Here is a 14,642-nt window from a genome sequence, read left to right as displayed (position 1 = left end):
CAGTGTGATGCACATTGGATTTCTCAACCCTCACGGTAATTTTGACCATAAAAATAGCTACATTAGCGAACATCCCGATTTCGGTGGTCAGTTGGTTTATGTCAGGCAAGTGGCAGATGCGATCGCAAAACAAGGTCACCAAGTAGATATTCTCACCCGCCACATCATTGATCCGGATTGGCCAGAATTTGCCGAGACATTTGATTGCTATGGGAGTGTAGACAACCTTCGGATTATCCGATTGCCAGCCGGACTACAAGAGTTCCTGCGCAAGGAGTTGTTATGGCCCTATCTCGTCCAAGACTGGGTACCAAACATCCTGGAGTTTTATCGAGAGGAAGGTCGATTCCCTGATATCATGACTACCCACTATAGTGATGGGGGACTGTGTGGAGTGCTGATTGAGCAACAGACCGGGATCCCTTTTACTTTCACAGGTCATTCCCTAGGGGCTCAAAAAATGGATAAACTCCACGTCACTCCAGAGAATCTGGCGGAAATTGATCACTATTACAATTTCCGATACCGGATCCTAGCCGAACGGTTGAGCATGAACCACTCAGCCCTCAATATTACTAATACCGCACAAGAGCGGTTCCAACAGTACAGTCATCATGCTTATCGTGGAGCAGTGGATGTAGAAGATGATCATCGATTTGCCGTGATTGCACCGGGAGTGAATGCTTCTGTTTTTGGTTCCGATGCGATCGCTCATAATGAACAAGCGACTTATCAACTGATTGAACAGCGATTGCGCCGGGATATCAGTGAGTCACGGCGCAATCTACCAGCTATCTTGGCATCCAGCCGTTTAGATCCCAAGAAAAACCTCCTAGGTTTAGTGCAAGCATTTGCTGACGATGTGATAGTCCAAGAGAAAGCCAATGTGGTGCTGATTACTGGTGGATTGGATAACCCCTTGCAAGAAAAAGTCCAGGATCAACAGACCGAAAAACTAGTAATCGGTCCCATCCGGGAAGTAGTACGAGAAAAAAATTTGTGGGGTAAAATTAGTGCTTTCTCAGTACCCGATCAACCAGCATTAGCCGCCTCCTATCGGTATTTTGCTCAGCGTGGTTCGGTGTTTACTCTTACCTCCCTGTTTGAACCCTTTGGTCTTGCTCCTTTAGAAGCAGCAGCGGCTGGATTACCGATAGTAGTGACAAAAAATAGTGGTGTCGGTGAAAGTCTAAAAGTAGGGGATGAAGACTATGGTATGTTAGTCGATCCCAATGATCCAGCAGATATTGCTAGAGGAATCAGGGAAATACTTTGTGATCAAAAACTGTGGCAAAGGTTACAGAAACGTTGTCAGCAGTATGTTTTGAAATATTACACCTGGGATAGCACCGCTTTAAACTACTTGAGCCGAATCAAACAGATTATTTCTGAACCATCAGCACATCCTGTTGCTGAGTTAATTCCGATCCATTCCTATTTCCGTGCTCCACAGCCAGAGAATGATATTGCTTTGGAAGAATTGAGCTACTGGTATTTTGTTAAGGATTAGTTGTAGGGCTTTTTCCAAGACTTTCATTCTCATTAATCTCGAACTATAAAATTCTCAAGGGCAGAGGTTTATTTTAAGCTGTTCGCCTAGCGTGAGCCTGTGGCTGACGGCTGACGGCTGACGGCTGACAGCACCTCAAGTAGCGTGGCCTACGGCCAACGGCTAAATCCTTACAAACCAACCGATTTTTTTTCCTGAAAAAAGTACCCTTGTGGGTACTGTCAGAGTCATAAATTACTTTTTAGATTTGAATAGACATCTTAAAAACATATCAAAATTCTTTTCCCTAAGGAGATTCTCATGGCAAATCGTTCAGAGAAGTCTTTTGACATTCGCCTTGACGCTGCAAAACTAGCCAGAAGTCGTGACTATCCTACCCATAAAGCCAATGGGGATGAACAGCGACATGCTGATGATCAGTATTTTATGTCCTTTACCAAAGGGCTACCTCACAATCCTGATACAGGGCTACTACAAGACCCACAGGATTTTGTGGAGTTTCGCCGTGCAGTGGACGATGGCTTTATTGATCCCTTCTCTGATCGGGTACGTCATGGTGCCAAATTTGAGGTAGTATTTACAGGTCAAGACTACACTATTAAACCTGAGACTAACCCTGATCTGCTTGAGCAATTTAGACAATGGCAAGCACCAACTGCAGGGGTTGTCTTTGAGCTAAACGGACCCGATCCACAAGCGGTTACCATGCCTCCAGCACCACCGTTAATGGATGCTAGCGGTAAGGCTAACCCAGAGCTAATTTTTGAGATAGCAGAGGTCTACGAATTAGCCATACTGCGGGATCAGCCCCTCAATGACTTTGAGAAAAGAGGAGCGAATAGCAAAATCGAGAGTTCAATCAATCGTCTCAATGCCCTCGACTATATTCGCAACCAAACTGGACGACCTCGGAAGGTAAATTCCAGAGGCAAGCTTGATGAGCAAAATGTATTCCGAGGCTCTTCTCCAGGAGTGGAAGTCGGCCCCTATCTCTCTCAGTTTCTACTGATAGGTAATGTTGATCTCAATGGTGGTGGCAACGTTGCAGAGGGGAAAATTACCTATGGTGCTTTGCAAATTGATCAAAAGGTTCCCATTGCAACACCCTGCCAAGATTACATGACCAACATGGAAGACTATGTCTTGGTTCAGCGTGGAATTAAGCAAGACAGAGAAACCTATGTTTTAGAGAATGATCAAAACCCTAAGCTACCAGATCGTCCAGCTCGTCGATTTATCTCCACTCCCCGGGATTTAGCCACCTATGTTCATTACGACGCTCTTTATGAACCCTATCTCAACGCTTGCATCATTCTCCTGGGGATGCAAACACCCTTCGATCCCGTTTTTGATCATCTTTCTGGGGGTGGTGTGGCAGCAGCTAATCCAGCAACCCGTCGCAATGCTGGTGGTTTTGCCCTCTATGGCGGTCCACACATCTTAACTTTGGTTACTGAAGTCGCCACACGAGCACTCAAAGCTGTCCGCTTCCAGAAGTTCAATAACCATATTCGCCTGCGACCAGAGGCATTGGCAGCCCGGATTGAACTATTACGGCGATTTCAAGAGCTACCTAATCAAGCTAAAGCTAGTGTACCCAGAGCATTAATCAAGTACATTAGAAGGTTTGAACGTGAACTAGAAAGCAACGGTACTCTCAAGTCGATTTTGGAACTAGCCAATCAAAATGGCTCTAGCTCACAGAATTATCTACTACCAATGGCATTTCCTGAAGGGTCTCCCATGCACCCTGCCTATGGTGCAGGACATGCCGCTGTTGCTGGGGCATGTGTGACCATGCTTAAGGCATTCTTTGATACTAGTGCAGTTTTAGTAGAAACACCAGTCAAAAACCCAAAACCGGGACAAGCAAGGACACAGATCAGATTTAAACGCTATAGCCCCAAAGATCAGGCTATTGTGTTCCGTGCCCCTGATCCATCTGCTTACAGGAAAGGTGAGGCGAGACTTGTTTCAGAGCGTACGAGGGATTTTTTGACTCTGGAGGGTGAGTTGAACAAACTCGCTGCCAATATTTCTATTGGTCGCAATATGGCTGGGGTTCACTATTTTACTGACTACTATGATAGTTTGCGCATGGGTGAAGAAATTGCCATCGGTATTCTGGAAGAACAGGCATTGACCTATTCCACTGATCCCTTTGTGCTGTCACTCCCAACCTTCGATGGAGATGTGATTCGGATCGGTGCGCGTTGAGCTATCCCTTCCTTAATGATGGGTATTAAGTTGAATACCCATCATTAAGGAGATGGGGAGATGGGGAGATTTGATTAAGGGTAATTATGTTGGCGTTGCTGAATAATGGAATGATTTTAAGAGTGAGGTGGAATGGGCATCTTGCTTAGGTGCGCTCTTACTTGGCGAATTAAATTCGCCACGGGTCGCACCTGTGGAATGGGCATCTTGCGTGGAACTGGCATCTTGCCAGTTTCAATATATTTCCGGGCGGGCAGGATGCCCACTCTACTCATATTCATTCAAAGACTGACGCAACGCCATTATGCTGACATTATATTAGAAGTGCTTTAAAGTTGTCCGGATTTCCTCGATTGTTTGATGTCAAAAGAGTATAGAGAGGAAAGTGGGCAAATTATGAGCAATTTATATCTGTTAACAACAACTTTACTCACTGGAGGAGCAATGTCTGCTCCACCACCACCACCCCTACCTGCCAATCCCTCAGATCGCCTCTCAACCCTGTTAGTGTCAACAGCTAAGAAAGCATTGCAGGCTCGGGTTAGTCAAAAGATTGTCCCTACTGTAGAAACCACTGTCGAAACCTCCTCTCCTCAATTTAGTAGTCAATTTAGTAGTCAATGGCAGAAACGTAGCCCTGCTAAATTGTTACAGCCGTTTTCAGATGAATTGACCTCACTACCTTTAGCTGCAAGCCCCCTAAATCCCCCAATTCTGGGGGACTTTAACTCAATTTCCCCCTCCGGTGCGCTTTCCGTTGGCGAATTAAATTCGCCACGGGTCGCACCGCAAAGTTGGGGGGCTAGGGGGGCGAAACTTGGTGTAAAGTATCGGCAAAGTTTACCCAACTATCGACCTGCTACTCCTTCACCAAAGTCGGGAACGGAACTGTATTATCAACGATTAGCTGCCCTCAGAGCTGGCAAACTTTATACTCGCTTACCTGCTCATAGTTTCTCATCGTTTTGGGCAAAGGGATTAAATCACAAAGGAGTCCCTCTGAGCAAACCTACCTATCAGCAATGGAAACAACTCTTGGCACAGGAAGCCAGAGCTGTTGCCTACGGACAGGGTAACAATCGTCTGTCTATGGTAGTGGGAGATTCCCTAAGTTTGTGGTTACCGGCACAGGGATTACCTAAATATCAACTTTGGCTCAATCAAGGCATTTCTGGTGAGAATACCAGTCAAATTTTGAGTCGATTATCGGCATTTTCCCAGACTCGTCCTGATACAATTTATGTGATGGCAGGTATCAATGATTTGCGTCAGGGGAAAACCGACCAAGTTATTGTCAATAATCTGCGCCAGATTACCCGTCAATTGCGGCAAAATCACCCACAAGCTCAACTGATTATCCAGTCGATTTTACCGACACGAGCTACTGCTATTTCTAATCAGCGCATTCGTAATCTTAATCAACAAATTGCTCAGATTGCTCAACAAGAAGGAGCAGCCTATCTCAATCTTCACAAGTTGTTTACTGATAGTAAAGGTCAGATGCAGCACAACTTGACAACTGATGGCATACATTTAACGCCTCTTGGCTATCAGGTTTGGCAAGAGGCGCTACAGTATACAGAATCGTTGATTGCTGCAAATCGCGCTAGGGCTTCATCTCTATGAACGGGATTGTCGGGAGGCCAGTTTCTCACAATTAGCTTGGGTTTGCTGCAATAGTTGCTCTCTACTATCTGCTGCTGTAGTGAGGTTAGGAACTAATTTTCGGGCGTGGAGTGCCATGTGAAACTGAAGCTCGGCGACATAATCGCTAATGCCTTCACAACCATGATCATTGTGGGGTTGAGTAGAATGCAAATCCAAAGTGTCCTCCTTGTCTAACTTTACCATTAGGTAGTTCGAGAGCGGGAAAGCTGCGTGTCCAATCAGCCCATAGGAAACCCGACTCGATGTATCTTACAGAAGATATCATGGTATGCCAAGGGCATATCTGATTTTGTAATGAAGTTTAAAATATTTGTTAAGATTTATATACTTTAGGTAATTTATACAACGTCGTTGTCAATTTTATGGTATAAAATGTTGACGATAAATTTTACCAAATGATAAATGTAAGCATTCAGCAGTCAGCATTCAGCGGTCAGCCGTGAGCTTTTAGCTCAAGCTACGCGAACAGCCGTGAGCCATTCGCTTAGCGTGGCACAGGCTTTGGCCTTGGCCTTTCGGCCACGCGTGCGCGTTTGGCCACGCTGTGCGAACGACGCTGGGACTTTCCCGTAGCCCATAAGCACCTAAAGTAGCGTCGCCACAGGCCCAAAGCTGATAGCTGATAGCTGATAGCTGATAGCTGATAGCTGATAGTACCTCAACTAGTGTGCGCATTAGCTGATAGCTGATAGCTGATAGCTTAAAACTAAATTAAAGCGATCGCATGACCTGTAGCTGCGGACTCACGTAATGCATCTGCAACCTTGAGAGTATAACAACTATCTACGGTCGAGACATACAGGGGTGTTCCTTTAACTAGATGGTCAATTACCATAGCGGTATCTTTAAGAAACAAACCCCGTCGCCCTGCTACTTCAATTGGTTTGGTTTCCTCTGCCTTAATCAGATTACCTTGGTCTCCCTCAAACAGCAGTGTGCCTTGGTTTCCATGCACCTCAAAATTCCGTAACCTCTGCCAGAACATTTCCCCTTTACCATAGGTAATATCTGCGATTAGACCACAAGTAAAGCGCAGTTGGGCATTACATAGACAAGCAGTAAAGTACTGATCAGCAGCATCCCAAAATTGGGATTGACAATACACAGAAGCGACTTCACCAAACAAGTCTGTAAAGCGGTGAATGCGAGAAAGAGCAGCAATGAAGGGAAAGCCAAATAGTTCCAGATTGAATGTCCAGCCCCGGGGTGCAGGGTGTTTCGGCGCAATAGTTACGTAACGGGCATAAACCGGTTCACCAATTTTGGGCAAAGATTGGCGCAAGGCTTGATGCAAGCCCCCTAAAAGCTCAATATGTTCTACATGGAGGAGCTTGCCCTTAGCGTTGGCTAGGGTAATCAGGGATTCGGCATCTTTGGGGTCAAGGGAAAGGGGATATTCAGTGACAACATGTTTCCCGGCATTAAGGGCAGCACGGGCAATTGTGCCATGATCCCGATTAATCGTGCTAATAAATACTAGATCAAGCTCCGGGTGTTCTACCAATTGCTGCCAGGAATCCACCACTGTAGTGCCGTGGGTTTCAGCAAAATCTTGTGTTTTGGCAGGGGTATGACCACAGACCGCCACTAAATGCGATCGCGAATCCGCTTGCAATGTCTGAGCTCGGAGCTTAGCCGCAAACCCAGTACCAACAATACCAGCTTTAATGGGGAGATCAGTAATAGTTTTTGTCACAAGGAAATATCAAGGGTTAAGGGTTAAGGGTTATTTTGAACATACTCCCTTAAGCAAAGGCAAGAGGCAAGAGGCAAGAGGCAAGAGGCAAGAGGCAAGAGGCAAGAGGCAAGAGGCAAGAGGCAAGAGGCAAGAGGCAAGAGATTGGAATTAGGCAAAAATTCCCACGACACTTACCATACTTCCCATCTCCCCATCTCCCCATCTTTCCACCCTGACCACTCCGACAATGATGGCTAGATTAGGTGGCGGGAGCTCCTGGTGCTTGGTGCTGACTATAAATATTTGTCTGGGTGCCATTGCGAGCCCATTGACGATAATCCAACAACAGCTGGTGCATCAATGTTTGCTTAATCCTGACCAAAACGCTTTTGAGCAAACCATTGCCAGTGGTTTCTAAGATTGGCTTGGGAGTAAGGGAAAAAGGTAAGGGCACATCAACCTTGACAGTTAAATCCGCTCTGCCGGTGAGCTTAGTCACTCCTTGATCGTCCCAAGGATGCAGTTTTCCGGTTAATTCTAGGGCAAACCGTTGATTTATATAGTCCAATCCCAGAATTTTACAACCGACAGACCTCAGATGAACGGTAGCGTCAGATTCTGCCCACACTTCCAGATCTACCGTGGGCTGAAATGTCAAGGACATAAAGTGTAATGGATTCATTTTCAGGCGAAAACGCTTCTGAGTCAGTTGTTGGATGCGATTCAGGTCTGCGATCGCATAAACTATCCGTTCCGGCTGACGCAAGTAGTGCTGAATCGGCACAGATTCCTGTGGCACAGTCATTTCGACACGCTGGGAAGCAAAAAACTGGGTGGTCATAGAGGAAAAAACACTCAATCGATGTATGCCTTTACTTAATATTACTTTACAATTCTTCAGTTTTGGTATTATAGTTTTCATTTTACCGGAGCATGTTACTCCAGAGAGTACTTTTTTTATTTTCTAGAGATTTTTCTATAGATTTCTAATCGTCTTTTTCCCCTTTCTCCATTCCCTCAACCGTTACTGATACTCTGACCGGTGGGGATGGTAACGATACCCTCAACAGTGGGGATGGTAATGATCTAATTGATGGCAAAAATGGCAACGATTTGCTTAACGGCAATGCAGGTAATGATGCGATCGCAGGTGGACGTGGAGATGATAGACTAATTGGTGGTAGTGGCAATGATAGTCTTTACGGACAATTAGCTATTACTATCAACGCTAATATTATCGCCACTGGAATTTCTTCTTCCTCTACAACAGAAGATCAGAATTAGCTAAGTACCTGGACAAAAATCAACCTCACTTCTTGATGCAAAGCGCTCATGGGGGAGACCACGGCAGTCGCTCATGGGGGAAACCCCCAAGACCGCGCTGCCTCCCCAAGACCGCGCTGCCTCCCCAAGACCGTAATGGTGCGTTTGACCCGTAATTAAATTCGCCACGGGTCGCACCTCTGCATCGCTGTATTAACTTGTGTAAAGTTGCCAAAAGTCCGTCTGCTCCCTGCTCCCAGCTCCCTGCTCCCAGCTCCCTATTTCAACAGTTAATTTTACTTTTGTCCGACTACTTAGATGAGAGAGATGGTGATGATATTCTCGGTGGTGGCGGTAACGATGTGATTTTAAGTATTAATAGTTAGTAGTTATCTAAGCATTCAGCTATCAGCCATCAGCTTTCTGTAATAGAGATTAAACGAATGCTTACCTATGCAGGCTGTTCCCTTTCGCCTAGGGTGCGCCGTTCGCGTAGCGTGCGCCAATGCGCATTGCGCATAAGCTGAATGTTTACATTCTTAGTAACAACTTCTTCCAACTATATTATTCCCAACAAATGAGCTCTTGTTAGGAAGTTGAGAACCCCAAGAATCACCATCAAAATATTCGACTTTAGTTCTACCATTTAAAGTGTATTCAGCCAAGGTACCATCCCATGTCCAAGAAGAACCCAATTTACTTAAAGCGCTATTAGAAAGTTTTACTGTTGCTATTCGAGAACCGAATCCTGATAGACCAAACTTTTCTACAGCTACGAAAGTACCTGAGCTATTTACTAATAAAAATGAGGCTATTCCTTTTTCCTCATCCCAATCCCATCCGCGAATGCTATCACTATTTGAAATATTAATAGTCGCTAGTTTACGACCGAATTGTCCTGTGTCTGGATTAAATTCCTCTACAATGACAACTGATTTACTACCGTTGAATATAACGTAACTAGCTAGACGACCTTTATAACTCCAACCTCTAACTGAATTAGATTGGGAAATTGTCCTGCTACTTGCATCACCTTGTACATTCCTATAACGAAGCTTGGCAGCCGAACCATTAAAATCAACAGTAGAACATGCCTGATTAGCAAAGGCAGGTTGAGAAGATAAAAGTGTGAGTAAGGATGTAGCCATCAAAAAAAAATTGATATTCCATCCATTATTAACTAATTTAAGCATTTTTATCTCTTAATGTTTAGTTTGTGACATTTAGAGGATATCTGAAAAGTTTTTTTATACTGAATTTTGCCCCCCTAGGGCGTGTCTTCAAACTCGGAGATCCCCCTAAATCCCCCTTAAAAAAGGGGGACTTTGAGTATGGCTCCCCCCTTTTTTAAGGGGGGCTGGGGGGGATCATAATCTTGCCGAAAACTTTGAAAACACGCCCTAGCCCCCCAATTATGGCGGGAACAAGAATATTTGCTGCTAAAAGTCCCCCAAAATTGGGGGATTTAGGGGGCTTGGATGTAGCAAATGAGACTTCTCAGACAACCTCTTATGCATAAATTATACAAAATCCGGGTTGGGTTGAGGTCAAGATGCTGTTGGCGAATTATTTCTTAATATCTGAAAGCGTTATTATGCGGTTATTAACTTAACAAAAATACATAAAAATTAACTAGCTTGCTCAATTAACCCTAAAGGCAATTCTGCTAACTGTTTCAACTCCAACCCTCCCTCAAATATCTCATCAATCGGCAGCATTTGACCATCAATCGTCATAAACTTATGATCTTTTGTAGCTCGAATCACTGAGCCATCGTCTAGAGTATATTCAAACACCTCTTGCTCTCCCCGGTTATGCCACTGAGCAATAGGTTGGGTATAGACATAGCCATTACTATCAACGCTATAAACAGTACATGGGATACCTTTTTCGACAATCTCACCAATCGCTATTGGACCATACTCTACTGTGATAATCTCCGTATCATAGCTGAGACAATATTCGGCAAATTTAATCATTTGGTCAAATAACTCCTCAGCTATGTCTTGAGTCACGCCATTTTTGGTTGAACCATCGATAAAAATCTCCCGATGCTTCTGCATCTCAGCCACTTTCTTCTTACCCATGCAATTGTGAGCAATAAAGTCATTGGCAAGAAAGTTATGAGTTTCAGCAATACTTAAATCAAAAACATCCTCTTGGCCAAGATACTTCAGCTCAACAATCTCATCCCAGAAAATATCTGAGTCAGTAATCCCCATCAAGGCTTGATTCTGAAAAGCCCTAGGTAAATTTTCCCCTTTCAGAGTTGGATAGCTAGAAGCTAGAGGTTTTATAGAAAAATCTCCATCACCAATGATCTCAGCAGTTACCTTAACTTTACTATTCGACAGTTCACGACTGTAGGGAATTGGTAATGTTTTCGCTAAACCGATCGGGCTTCCTATGGTAAACTCTTTGAGAGGCTTCCATCCCAGACTCGTGTAGAAAAGATGATCATCCGTAGCGCGAATGTTGCGGTTAGTTTTGGTAGTAATCTCCCAAACATCACGAATCCCATTAGGATGAATTTCGATAATTGGTCGTTGGGTAATTTTTTGGGTCTTTAAATCCAGAGAAAAAACCTTTCGTCCCAACCAGTAACTAGATTTATAAGCAATCTCCCTCAGGGAAACTAAACGACCGGTTGCTGGATCCACTATCTCAGTTGATCCACTCAAACATCGCCTCAGTAAATCCGCTTGACCTAGAGAATAACCGGCCAAATCCTGGGCCATCCGCATGATGCTTTCCTGAAAGCAGTTATGAACTACTACGCCATGAGCCAGAAAGTATGGGGAAGATTGTTCCTCCATTTGTAGATCAAAACACTCTTGTTGCCCACTCTCTTCTACAGCGGTAACATAAACTATCCGAACATCCCAAGTCTTGTACTGTGACTCTTTCGGTCTAGATAGGGTTGCCTGTAGAGTTCCGTAGGGTGCGTTAGGGACGGGCTCGCCGTCATTTTCCGCCTCGTAGCCAGCTTTGGGACAGCCCGTCCCGTAACCCACCACCGGGTCTAGCTGTAAATTCGGTCTAGTAAATGTGGCGTAGGGTGCGTTAGGGACGGGCTCGCCCTGATTTTCCGCCTCGTAGCCAGCTTTGGAACAGCCCGTCCCGTAACGCACCACCGGGTCTAAACTGTTGCTCGCTCCGGGATATTTTTCATAAACTTCAGAACCCAAACTATGAGCATTATTAACAACCGGGTTTACTGGTTTCAGCTCATAGGCAAATTTGTCTCCATCTGGTGTTAGAAAGCGATGGTTTTTACTGGAATAGATGACTGTACCACTAGATAGGGTAATTTTCAGAATGTCTTTAACACCACTGCGCCATTGCTTGGCTACCCTTGCTGGCCAAACTCGTTTACCATCAGAGGTTAATACTAGGTCGCCAGATTTAATTTCTTCAATGGGCACATAAGAACCATCGGGCTTATCAATTAAGGTACCTTTCGGTAAACATAGAATTCCATAAGTCTCCTGTAAAATAGGCTCTAATAGAGGATGTTGATACTCTACTTTTTCTCGACCATGTTTACGATTAATAAACTGAGGAATCAGACCAGCATCCAGAGGACCAGGGCGATAAAGAGCTAAAATTGAAGATATATCTTCAATACTGTCAGGTTTCAGGTCTCGCACCACCTGACGCATTCCGGAAGATTCTAATTGGAATACTCCTTCTAACTGGCCTTTCTCTAGGAGCTCGTAAGTTTCTTGAACACCTGGGGGTTTTTTCTTCTGTTCACCCTTGGCTAAAATTTTCCTAGATTTAATTTCCTCTAGGGGAATATCATCTAAATCGAGTTCAATATTTTGAGTCTTTTTAACTAACTCTTTGGTTTTCTGAATAGTGGTTAAGTTCTTTAGTCCTAAAAAATCCATTTTCAGGAGTCCCAGAGATTCCAGGTCTTCCATAAAATACTGGGTGATCACTGCACCATCATTATTCAGTTGTAATGGCACAATTTCATCTAAGGGGTCTGCTGAAATAACCACACCAGCAGCATGGACACCAAAGGTTTTATTTGTCCCTTCAATCCGAATCGCCATATCCACCCAACGACGCACTTCCGGATCTTGATCGTAAGCTTCTTTAAACTCTGGTGTTGGTGTCTGATCAGAAATCATGACTGAGAGTTTGGCTGGCTTACCTCGCGCCACTGGAATCATCTTAGCCATACGATTCGATTCTTGGTAGGCAATTCCTAACACTCTCGCTACATCTTTTAATACCGCTTTAGAGGTCATGCGGTTAAATGTAATAATCTGGGCTACTCGGTCTTCACCATAGAGATTGGTGACATATTTAATCACCTCATCCCGTCTTTCAATGCAGAAATCTGTGTCAATATCTGGCATGGATTTCCGCTCTGGATTTAGAAAGCGCTCGAACAGTAGCCCATGATGTACAGGATCAATGTTGGTAATTTCTAGGGCATAAGCCACTAGAGAGCCTGCTGCTGAACCACGACCCGGACCAACGGGAATATCATTGTCTCTGGCATATTTGATGTAGTCCCAAACCACTAAAAAGTAGGTAGAAAACCCCATCTGCTGGAGCATTTTTAACTCATACTCCAGCCGGGCTTTATACACTGGATCAATTTCACTACGAGAGCGACACTTTAGCCGCTTCATCAGTCCGTTCCAGGTAATTTCTTCTAAATAGGTGTCAGGGGTATAATCCTTGGATACCTTGTAGTGTGGGATGCGAGGTTCCCCCATAATATTGTAGTGCTTGACTTTATCGGCCACTTCTAAGGTATTTGCGATCGCATCCTCTATCACCTGCGACGGTAAATGATCTCGAAACAGCCGTTTCATTTCCTCTGCTGACTTGAGATACTCCGTGCCACTATAGCGCATCCGTTTCTCTTCTGTAACCAGTTTAGCGGTTTGAATACACAGCAAAGCGTCATGGGCTTCTACGTCATAGCAGGAGATAAAGTGGGAGTCATTAGTCGCAACAATTTTAATTCCTAATTCACTGGCAATCTTGACAATCGCAACATTAACCACTCTGTCTTCTACAGAGCCGTGGTCTTGAATCTCTAAATAGTAATCATCCCCAAAAACATCTTGGTACCACTTAGCTACTTTACGGGCTTGATCTAAGTCACCTTTTAGGATAGCTTGGGGAACTTCGCCCCCCAAACAAGCACTGGTTACAATTAACCCTTCGTGATATTGCTCCAGTAATTCTTTATTGATACAGGGACGAGCAAAAATACCTTTACCTGGCATCCCTTTGAGGTGAGAAATAGTTGTTAGTTTTACTAAGTTTTTGTAGCCTTGGGTATCTTTTGCTAAGACAACTTGATGATATTTTCGGTAACGCTTATTGACCTCAATATCCCCGTTTATCACATACATTTCGTTACCGATTATCGGCTTAATGCCCTTTTTTAGGCAAACTTTAATCAGTTCAATAGCACCATACATCACACCATGATCTGTCAGTGCGATCGCAGGCATTCCCAAATCAACAGCTCGATCGATCAGTGCTGGTAGCTGAGATGCTCCATCCAGTAGGCTATAATCACTGTGAATGTGTAGACCAACAAAAGACATAGTTACTGTTAATTATAAACCGATGTTGCTGATTATTTTAATGATTAACGAACCTACGATCCACGTCTAGTACCAAAAGAAACTAGTACCAAAAAACTAGGACTTATCTTAAGCACGGAAATCCGTTAAACGACTTCCAACCCTTCTCACATCCAATGGTGGATTTTTAACCTGATTAGTATTCAAATTGCTGTTAAGTTCCCGAATACGGCGGGACAGCATACGAATAATCTTAATTGCAAATTCTGGTGTCTCATCAATGGCATCATAGAGTTGTAGCTGTGTCAACATCAAACAATGGCAAGGTTCGATGGTGGTCACAGAAGCGGAACGAGGTTCTGCATCAAACAAGGACATCTCCCCAAAGCAGGCTCCTTGCTTGAACTGTGCCAAATTCCGCTCACCAATGTGAACTCTTACCAAACCTGAGACTACAATATAAAGTTCCCTACCCTCTTCCCCTTGAGCAAAGATGGTATGGTTAGAAGGAAAGTCTAGCTCGTCCATCACAGAGGCTAGTCGCATCAGAAAATCGTCCCGCAATTCGTGAAAAATTGGGACACCCCTGATAAAAATTAAACGATCAATGCTAGATAACATTGGTTAGCGGTTGGGTTAGCGGTTGGCTGCTAGCGAATAGCCGTCCTGTAGTAAACTACAAGTTTAACCCATACCGATAGTTGTTTCGCTAATTGTTTATAGTTAATGGCTCACTAGACCTAGA

15 protein-coding genes and 3 pseudogenes are annotated in these 14,642 nt (G+C 44.2%); 6 read left to right on the top strand and 12 right to left on the bottom strand.

The features are described from left to right. Window positions 1-7 precede the first annotated feature (7 nt). Window positions 8-1,510, top strand: coding sequence for a glycosyltransferase (locus F6K64_RS24775; RefSeq protein WP_287255330.1), 1,503 nt, complete (start codon window positions 8-10; stop codon window positions 1,508-1,510). Between the two features lie 300 nt (window positions 1,511-1,810). Next, window positions 1,811-3,727, top strand: coding sequence for a phosphatase PAP2 family protein (locus F6K64_RS24770; protein ID WP_287266607.1), 1,917 nt, complete (start codon window positions 1,811-1,813; stop codon window positions 3,725-3,727). Window positions 3,728-3,843: 116 nt separating this feature from the next. On the opposite strand, the gene F6K64_RS24765 is transcribed toward F6K64_RS24770, so the two are convergent. Further along, on the bottom strand, window positions 3,844-4,002 hold the full coding sequence (locus F6K64_RS24765; protein ID WP_287266605.1) for a hypothetical protein: 159 nt from the start codon (window positions 4,000-4,002) through the stop codon (window positions 3,844-3,846). Between the two features lie 85 nt (window positions 4,003-4,087). On the opposite strand from F6K64_RS24765, the gene F6K64_RS24760 reads away from it, so the two are divergent. Next, window positions 4,088-5,353 carry a GDSL-type esterase/lipase family protein gene (locus tag F6K64_RS24760; protein ID WP_287266603.1) on the top strand — a complete coding sequence of 422 codons (1,266 nt, stop codon included), beginning with the start codon at window positions 4,088-4,090 and terminating at the stop codon, window positions 5,351-5,353. On the opposite strand, the gene F6K64_RS24755 is transcribed toward F6K64_RS24760, so the two are convergent. The 5 genes from F6K64_RS24755 to F6K64_RS24735 form a co-directional block, all read right to left on the bottom strand. Continuing rightward, complete coding sequence (locus F6K64_RS24755; RefSeq protein ID WP_044495006.1) at window positions 5,348-5,551, bottom strand: hypothetical protein; 204 nt, start codon at window positions 5,549-5,551, stop codon at window positions 5,348-5,350. The genes F6K64_RS24760 and F6K64_RS24755 overlap by 6 nt on opposite strands. Window positions 5,552-5,842: 291 nt before the next feature. Continuing rightward, window positions 5,843-6,070: a hypothetical protein gene (locus F6K64_RS24750; RefSeq protein WP_131827076.1), complete on the bottom strand. Its 228-nt coding sequence runs from the start codon at window positions 6,068-6,070 to the stop codon at window positions 5,843-5,845. A 31-nt stretch (window positions 6,071-6,101) separates the two neighbouring features. Then, entirely contained in the window at window positions 6,102-7,091 is a 990-nt protein-coding gene (locus F6K64_RS24745) for a Gfo/Idh/MocA family protein (RefSeq protein ID WP_287266602.1), read from the bottom strand. A gap of 49 nt (window positions 7,092-7,140) precedes the next feature. Further along, window positions 7,141-7,296, bottom strand: coding sequence for a hypothetical protein (locus F6K64_RS24740; RefSeq protein WP_287266600.1), 156 nt, complete (start codon window positions 7,294-7,296; stop codon window positions 7,141-7,143). A gap of 36 nt (window positions 7,297-7,332) precedes the next feature. Continuing rightward, entirely contained in the window at window positions 7,333-7,914 is a 582-nt protein-coding gene (locus F6K64_RS24735) for a DUF1997 domain-containing protein (RefSeq protein ID WP_287266599.1), read from the bottom strand. 170 nt (window positions 7,915-8,084) lie between these two features. Between F6K64_RS24735 and F6K64_RS24730 the strand changes: the two are divergent. Then, a pseudogene (locus tag F6K64_RS24730) lies at window positions 8,085-8,150 on the top strand (hypothetical protein); the annotation flags it as partial. Between the two features lie 36 nt (window positions 8,151-8,186). Then, window positions 8,187-8,357 carry a hemolysin-type calcium-binding repeat protein gene (locus tag F6K64_RS24725; protein ID WP_008188843.1) on the top strand — a complete coding sequence of 57 codons (171 nt, stop codon included), beginning with the start codon at window positions 8,187-8,189 and terminating at the stop codon, window positions 8,355-8,357. On the opposite strand, the gene F6K64_RS24720 is transcribed toward F6K64_RS24725, so the two are convergent. Continuing rightward, entirely contained in the window at window positions 8,358-8,525 is a 168-nt protein-coding gene (locus tag F6K64_RS24720) for a hypothetical protein (protein WP_154659932.1), read from the bottom strand. A gap of 29 nt (window positions 8,526-8,554) precedes the next feature. Here F6K64_RS24720 and F6K64_RS24715 point away from each other — a divergent pair, with 29 nt between their 5' ends. Next, window positions 8,555-8,722 (top strand): hypothetical protein, encoded by a 168-nt coding sequence (locus F6K64_RS24715; RefSeq protein ID WP_008188845.1) that lies wholly within the window; start codon window positions 8,555-8,557, stop codon window positions 8,720-8,722. A 153-nt stretch (window positions 8,723-8,875) separates the two neighbouring features. On the opposite strand, the gene F6K64_RS24710 is transcribed toward F6K64_RS24715, so the two are convergent. From F6K64_RS24710 to F6K64_RS24700, 5 genes and pseudogenes are all read right to left on the bottom strand, one after another. Next, window positions 8,876-9,529, bottom strand: a complete 654-nt coding sequence (locus F6K64_RS24710) for a hypothetical protein (RefSeq protein WP_008188846.1) — start codon at window positions 9,527-9,529, stop codon at window positions 8,876-8,878. A gap of 435 nt (window positions 9,530-9,964) precedes the next feature. Next, on the bottom strand, window positions 9,965-11,017 hold the full coding sequence (locus F6K64_RS39080) for a hypothetical protein (protein ID WP_502708067.1): 1,053 nt from the start codon (window positions 11,015-11,017) through the stop codon (window positions 9,965-9,967). Next, window positions 11,015-11,095, bottom strand: a pseudogene (locus F6K64_RS39075) (hypothetical protein); the annotation flags it as partial. The pseudogene F6K64_RS39075 and the gene F6K64_RS39080, both read right to left, overlap by 3 nt. Before the next feature lie 711 nt (window positions 11,096-11,806). Next, window positions 11,807-13,918 (bottom strand): annotated as a pseudogene (gene dnaE / locus F6K64_RS39070) (DNA polymerase III subunit alpha); the annotation flags it as partial. A 108-nt stretch (window positions 13,919-14,026) separates the two neighbouring features. Further along, on the bottom strand, window positions 14,027-14,518 hold the full coding sequence (locus F6K64_RS24700; RefSeq protein WP_008188849.1) for a Crp/Fnr family transcriptional regulator: 492 nt from the start codon (window positions 14,516-14,518) through the stop codon (window positions 14,027-14,029). Between the last annotated feature and the right edge of the window lie 124 nt (window positions 14,519-14,642).

Origin of the sequence: Moorena sp. SIO3A2 (assembly GCF_010672265.1) — a bacterium.
Taxonomy (GTDB): domain Bacteria; phylum Cyanobacteriota; class Cyanobacteriia; order Cyanobacteriales; family Coleofasciculaceae; genus Moorena; species Moorena producens.
The sequence above is the reverse complement of the archived record's forward strand: the minus strand, read 5'-3'. Positions and strand labels throughout refer to the sequence as shown.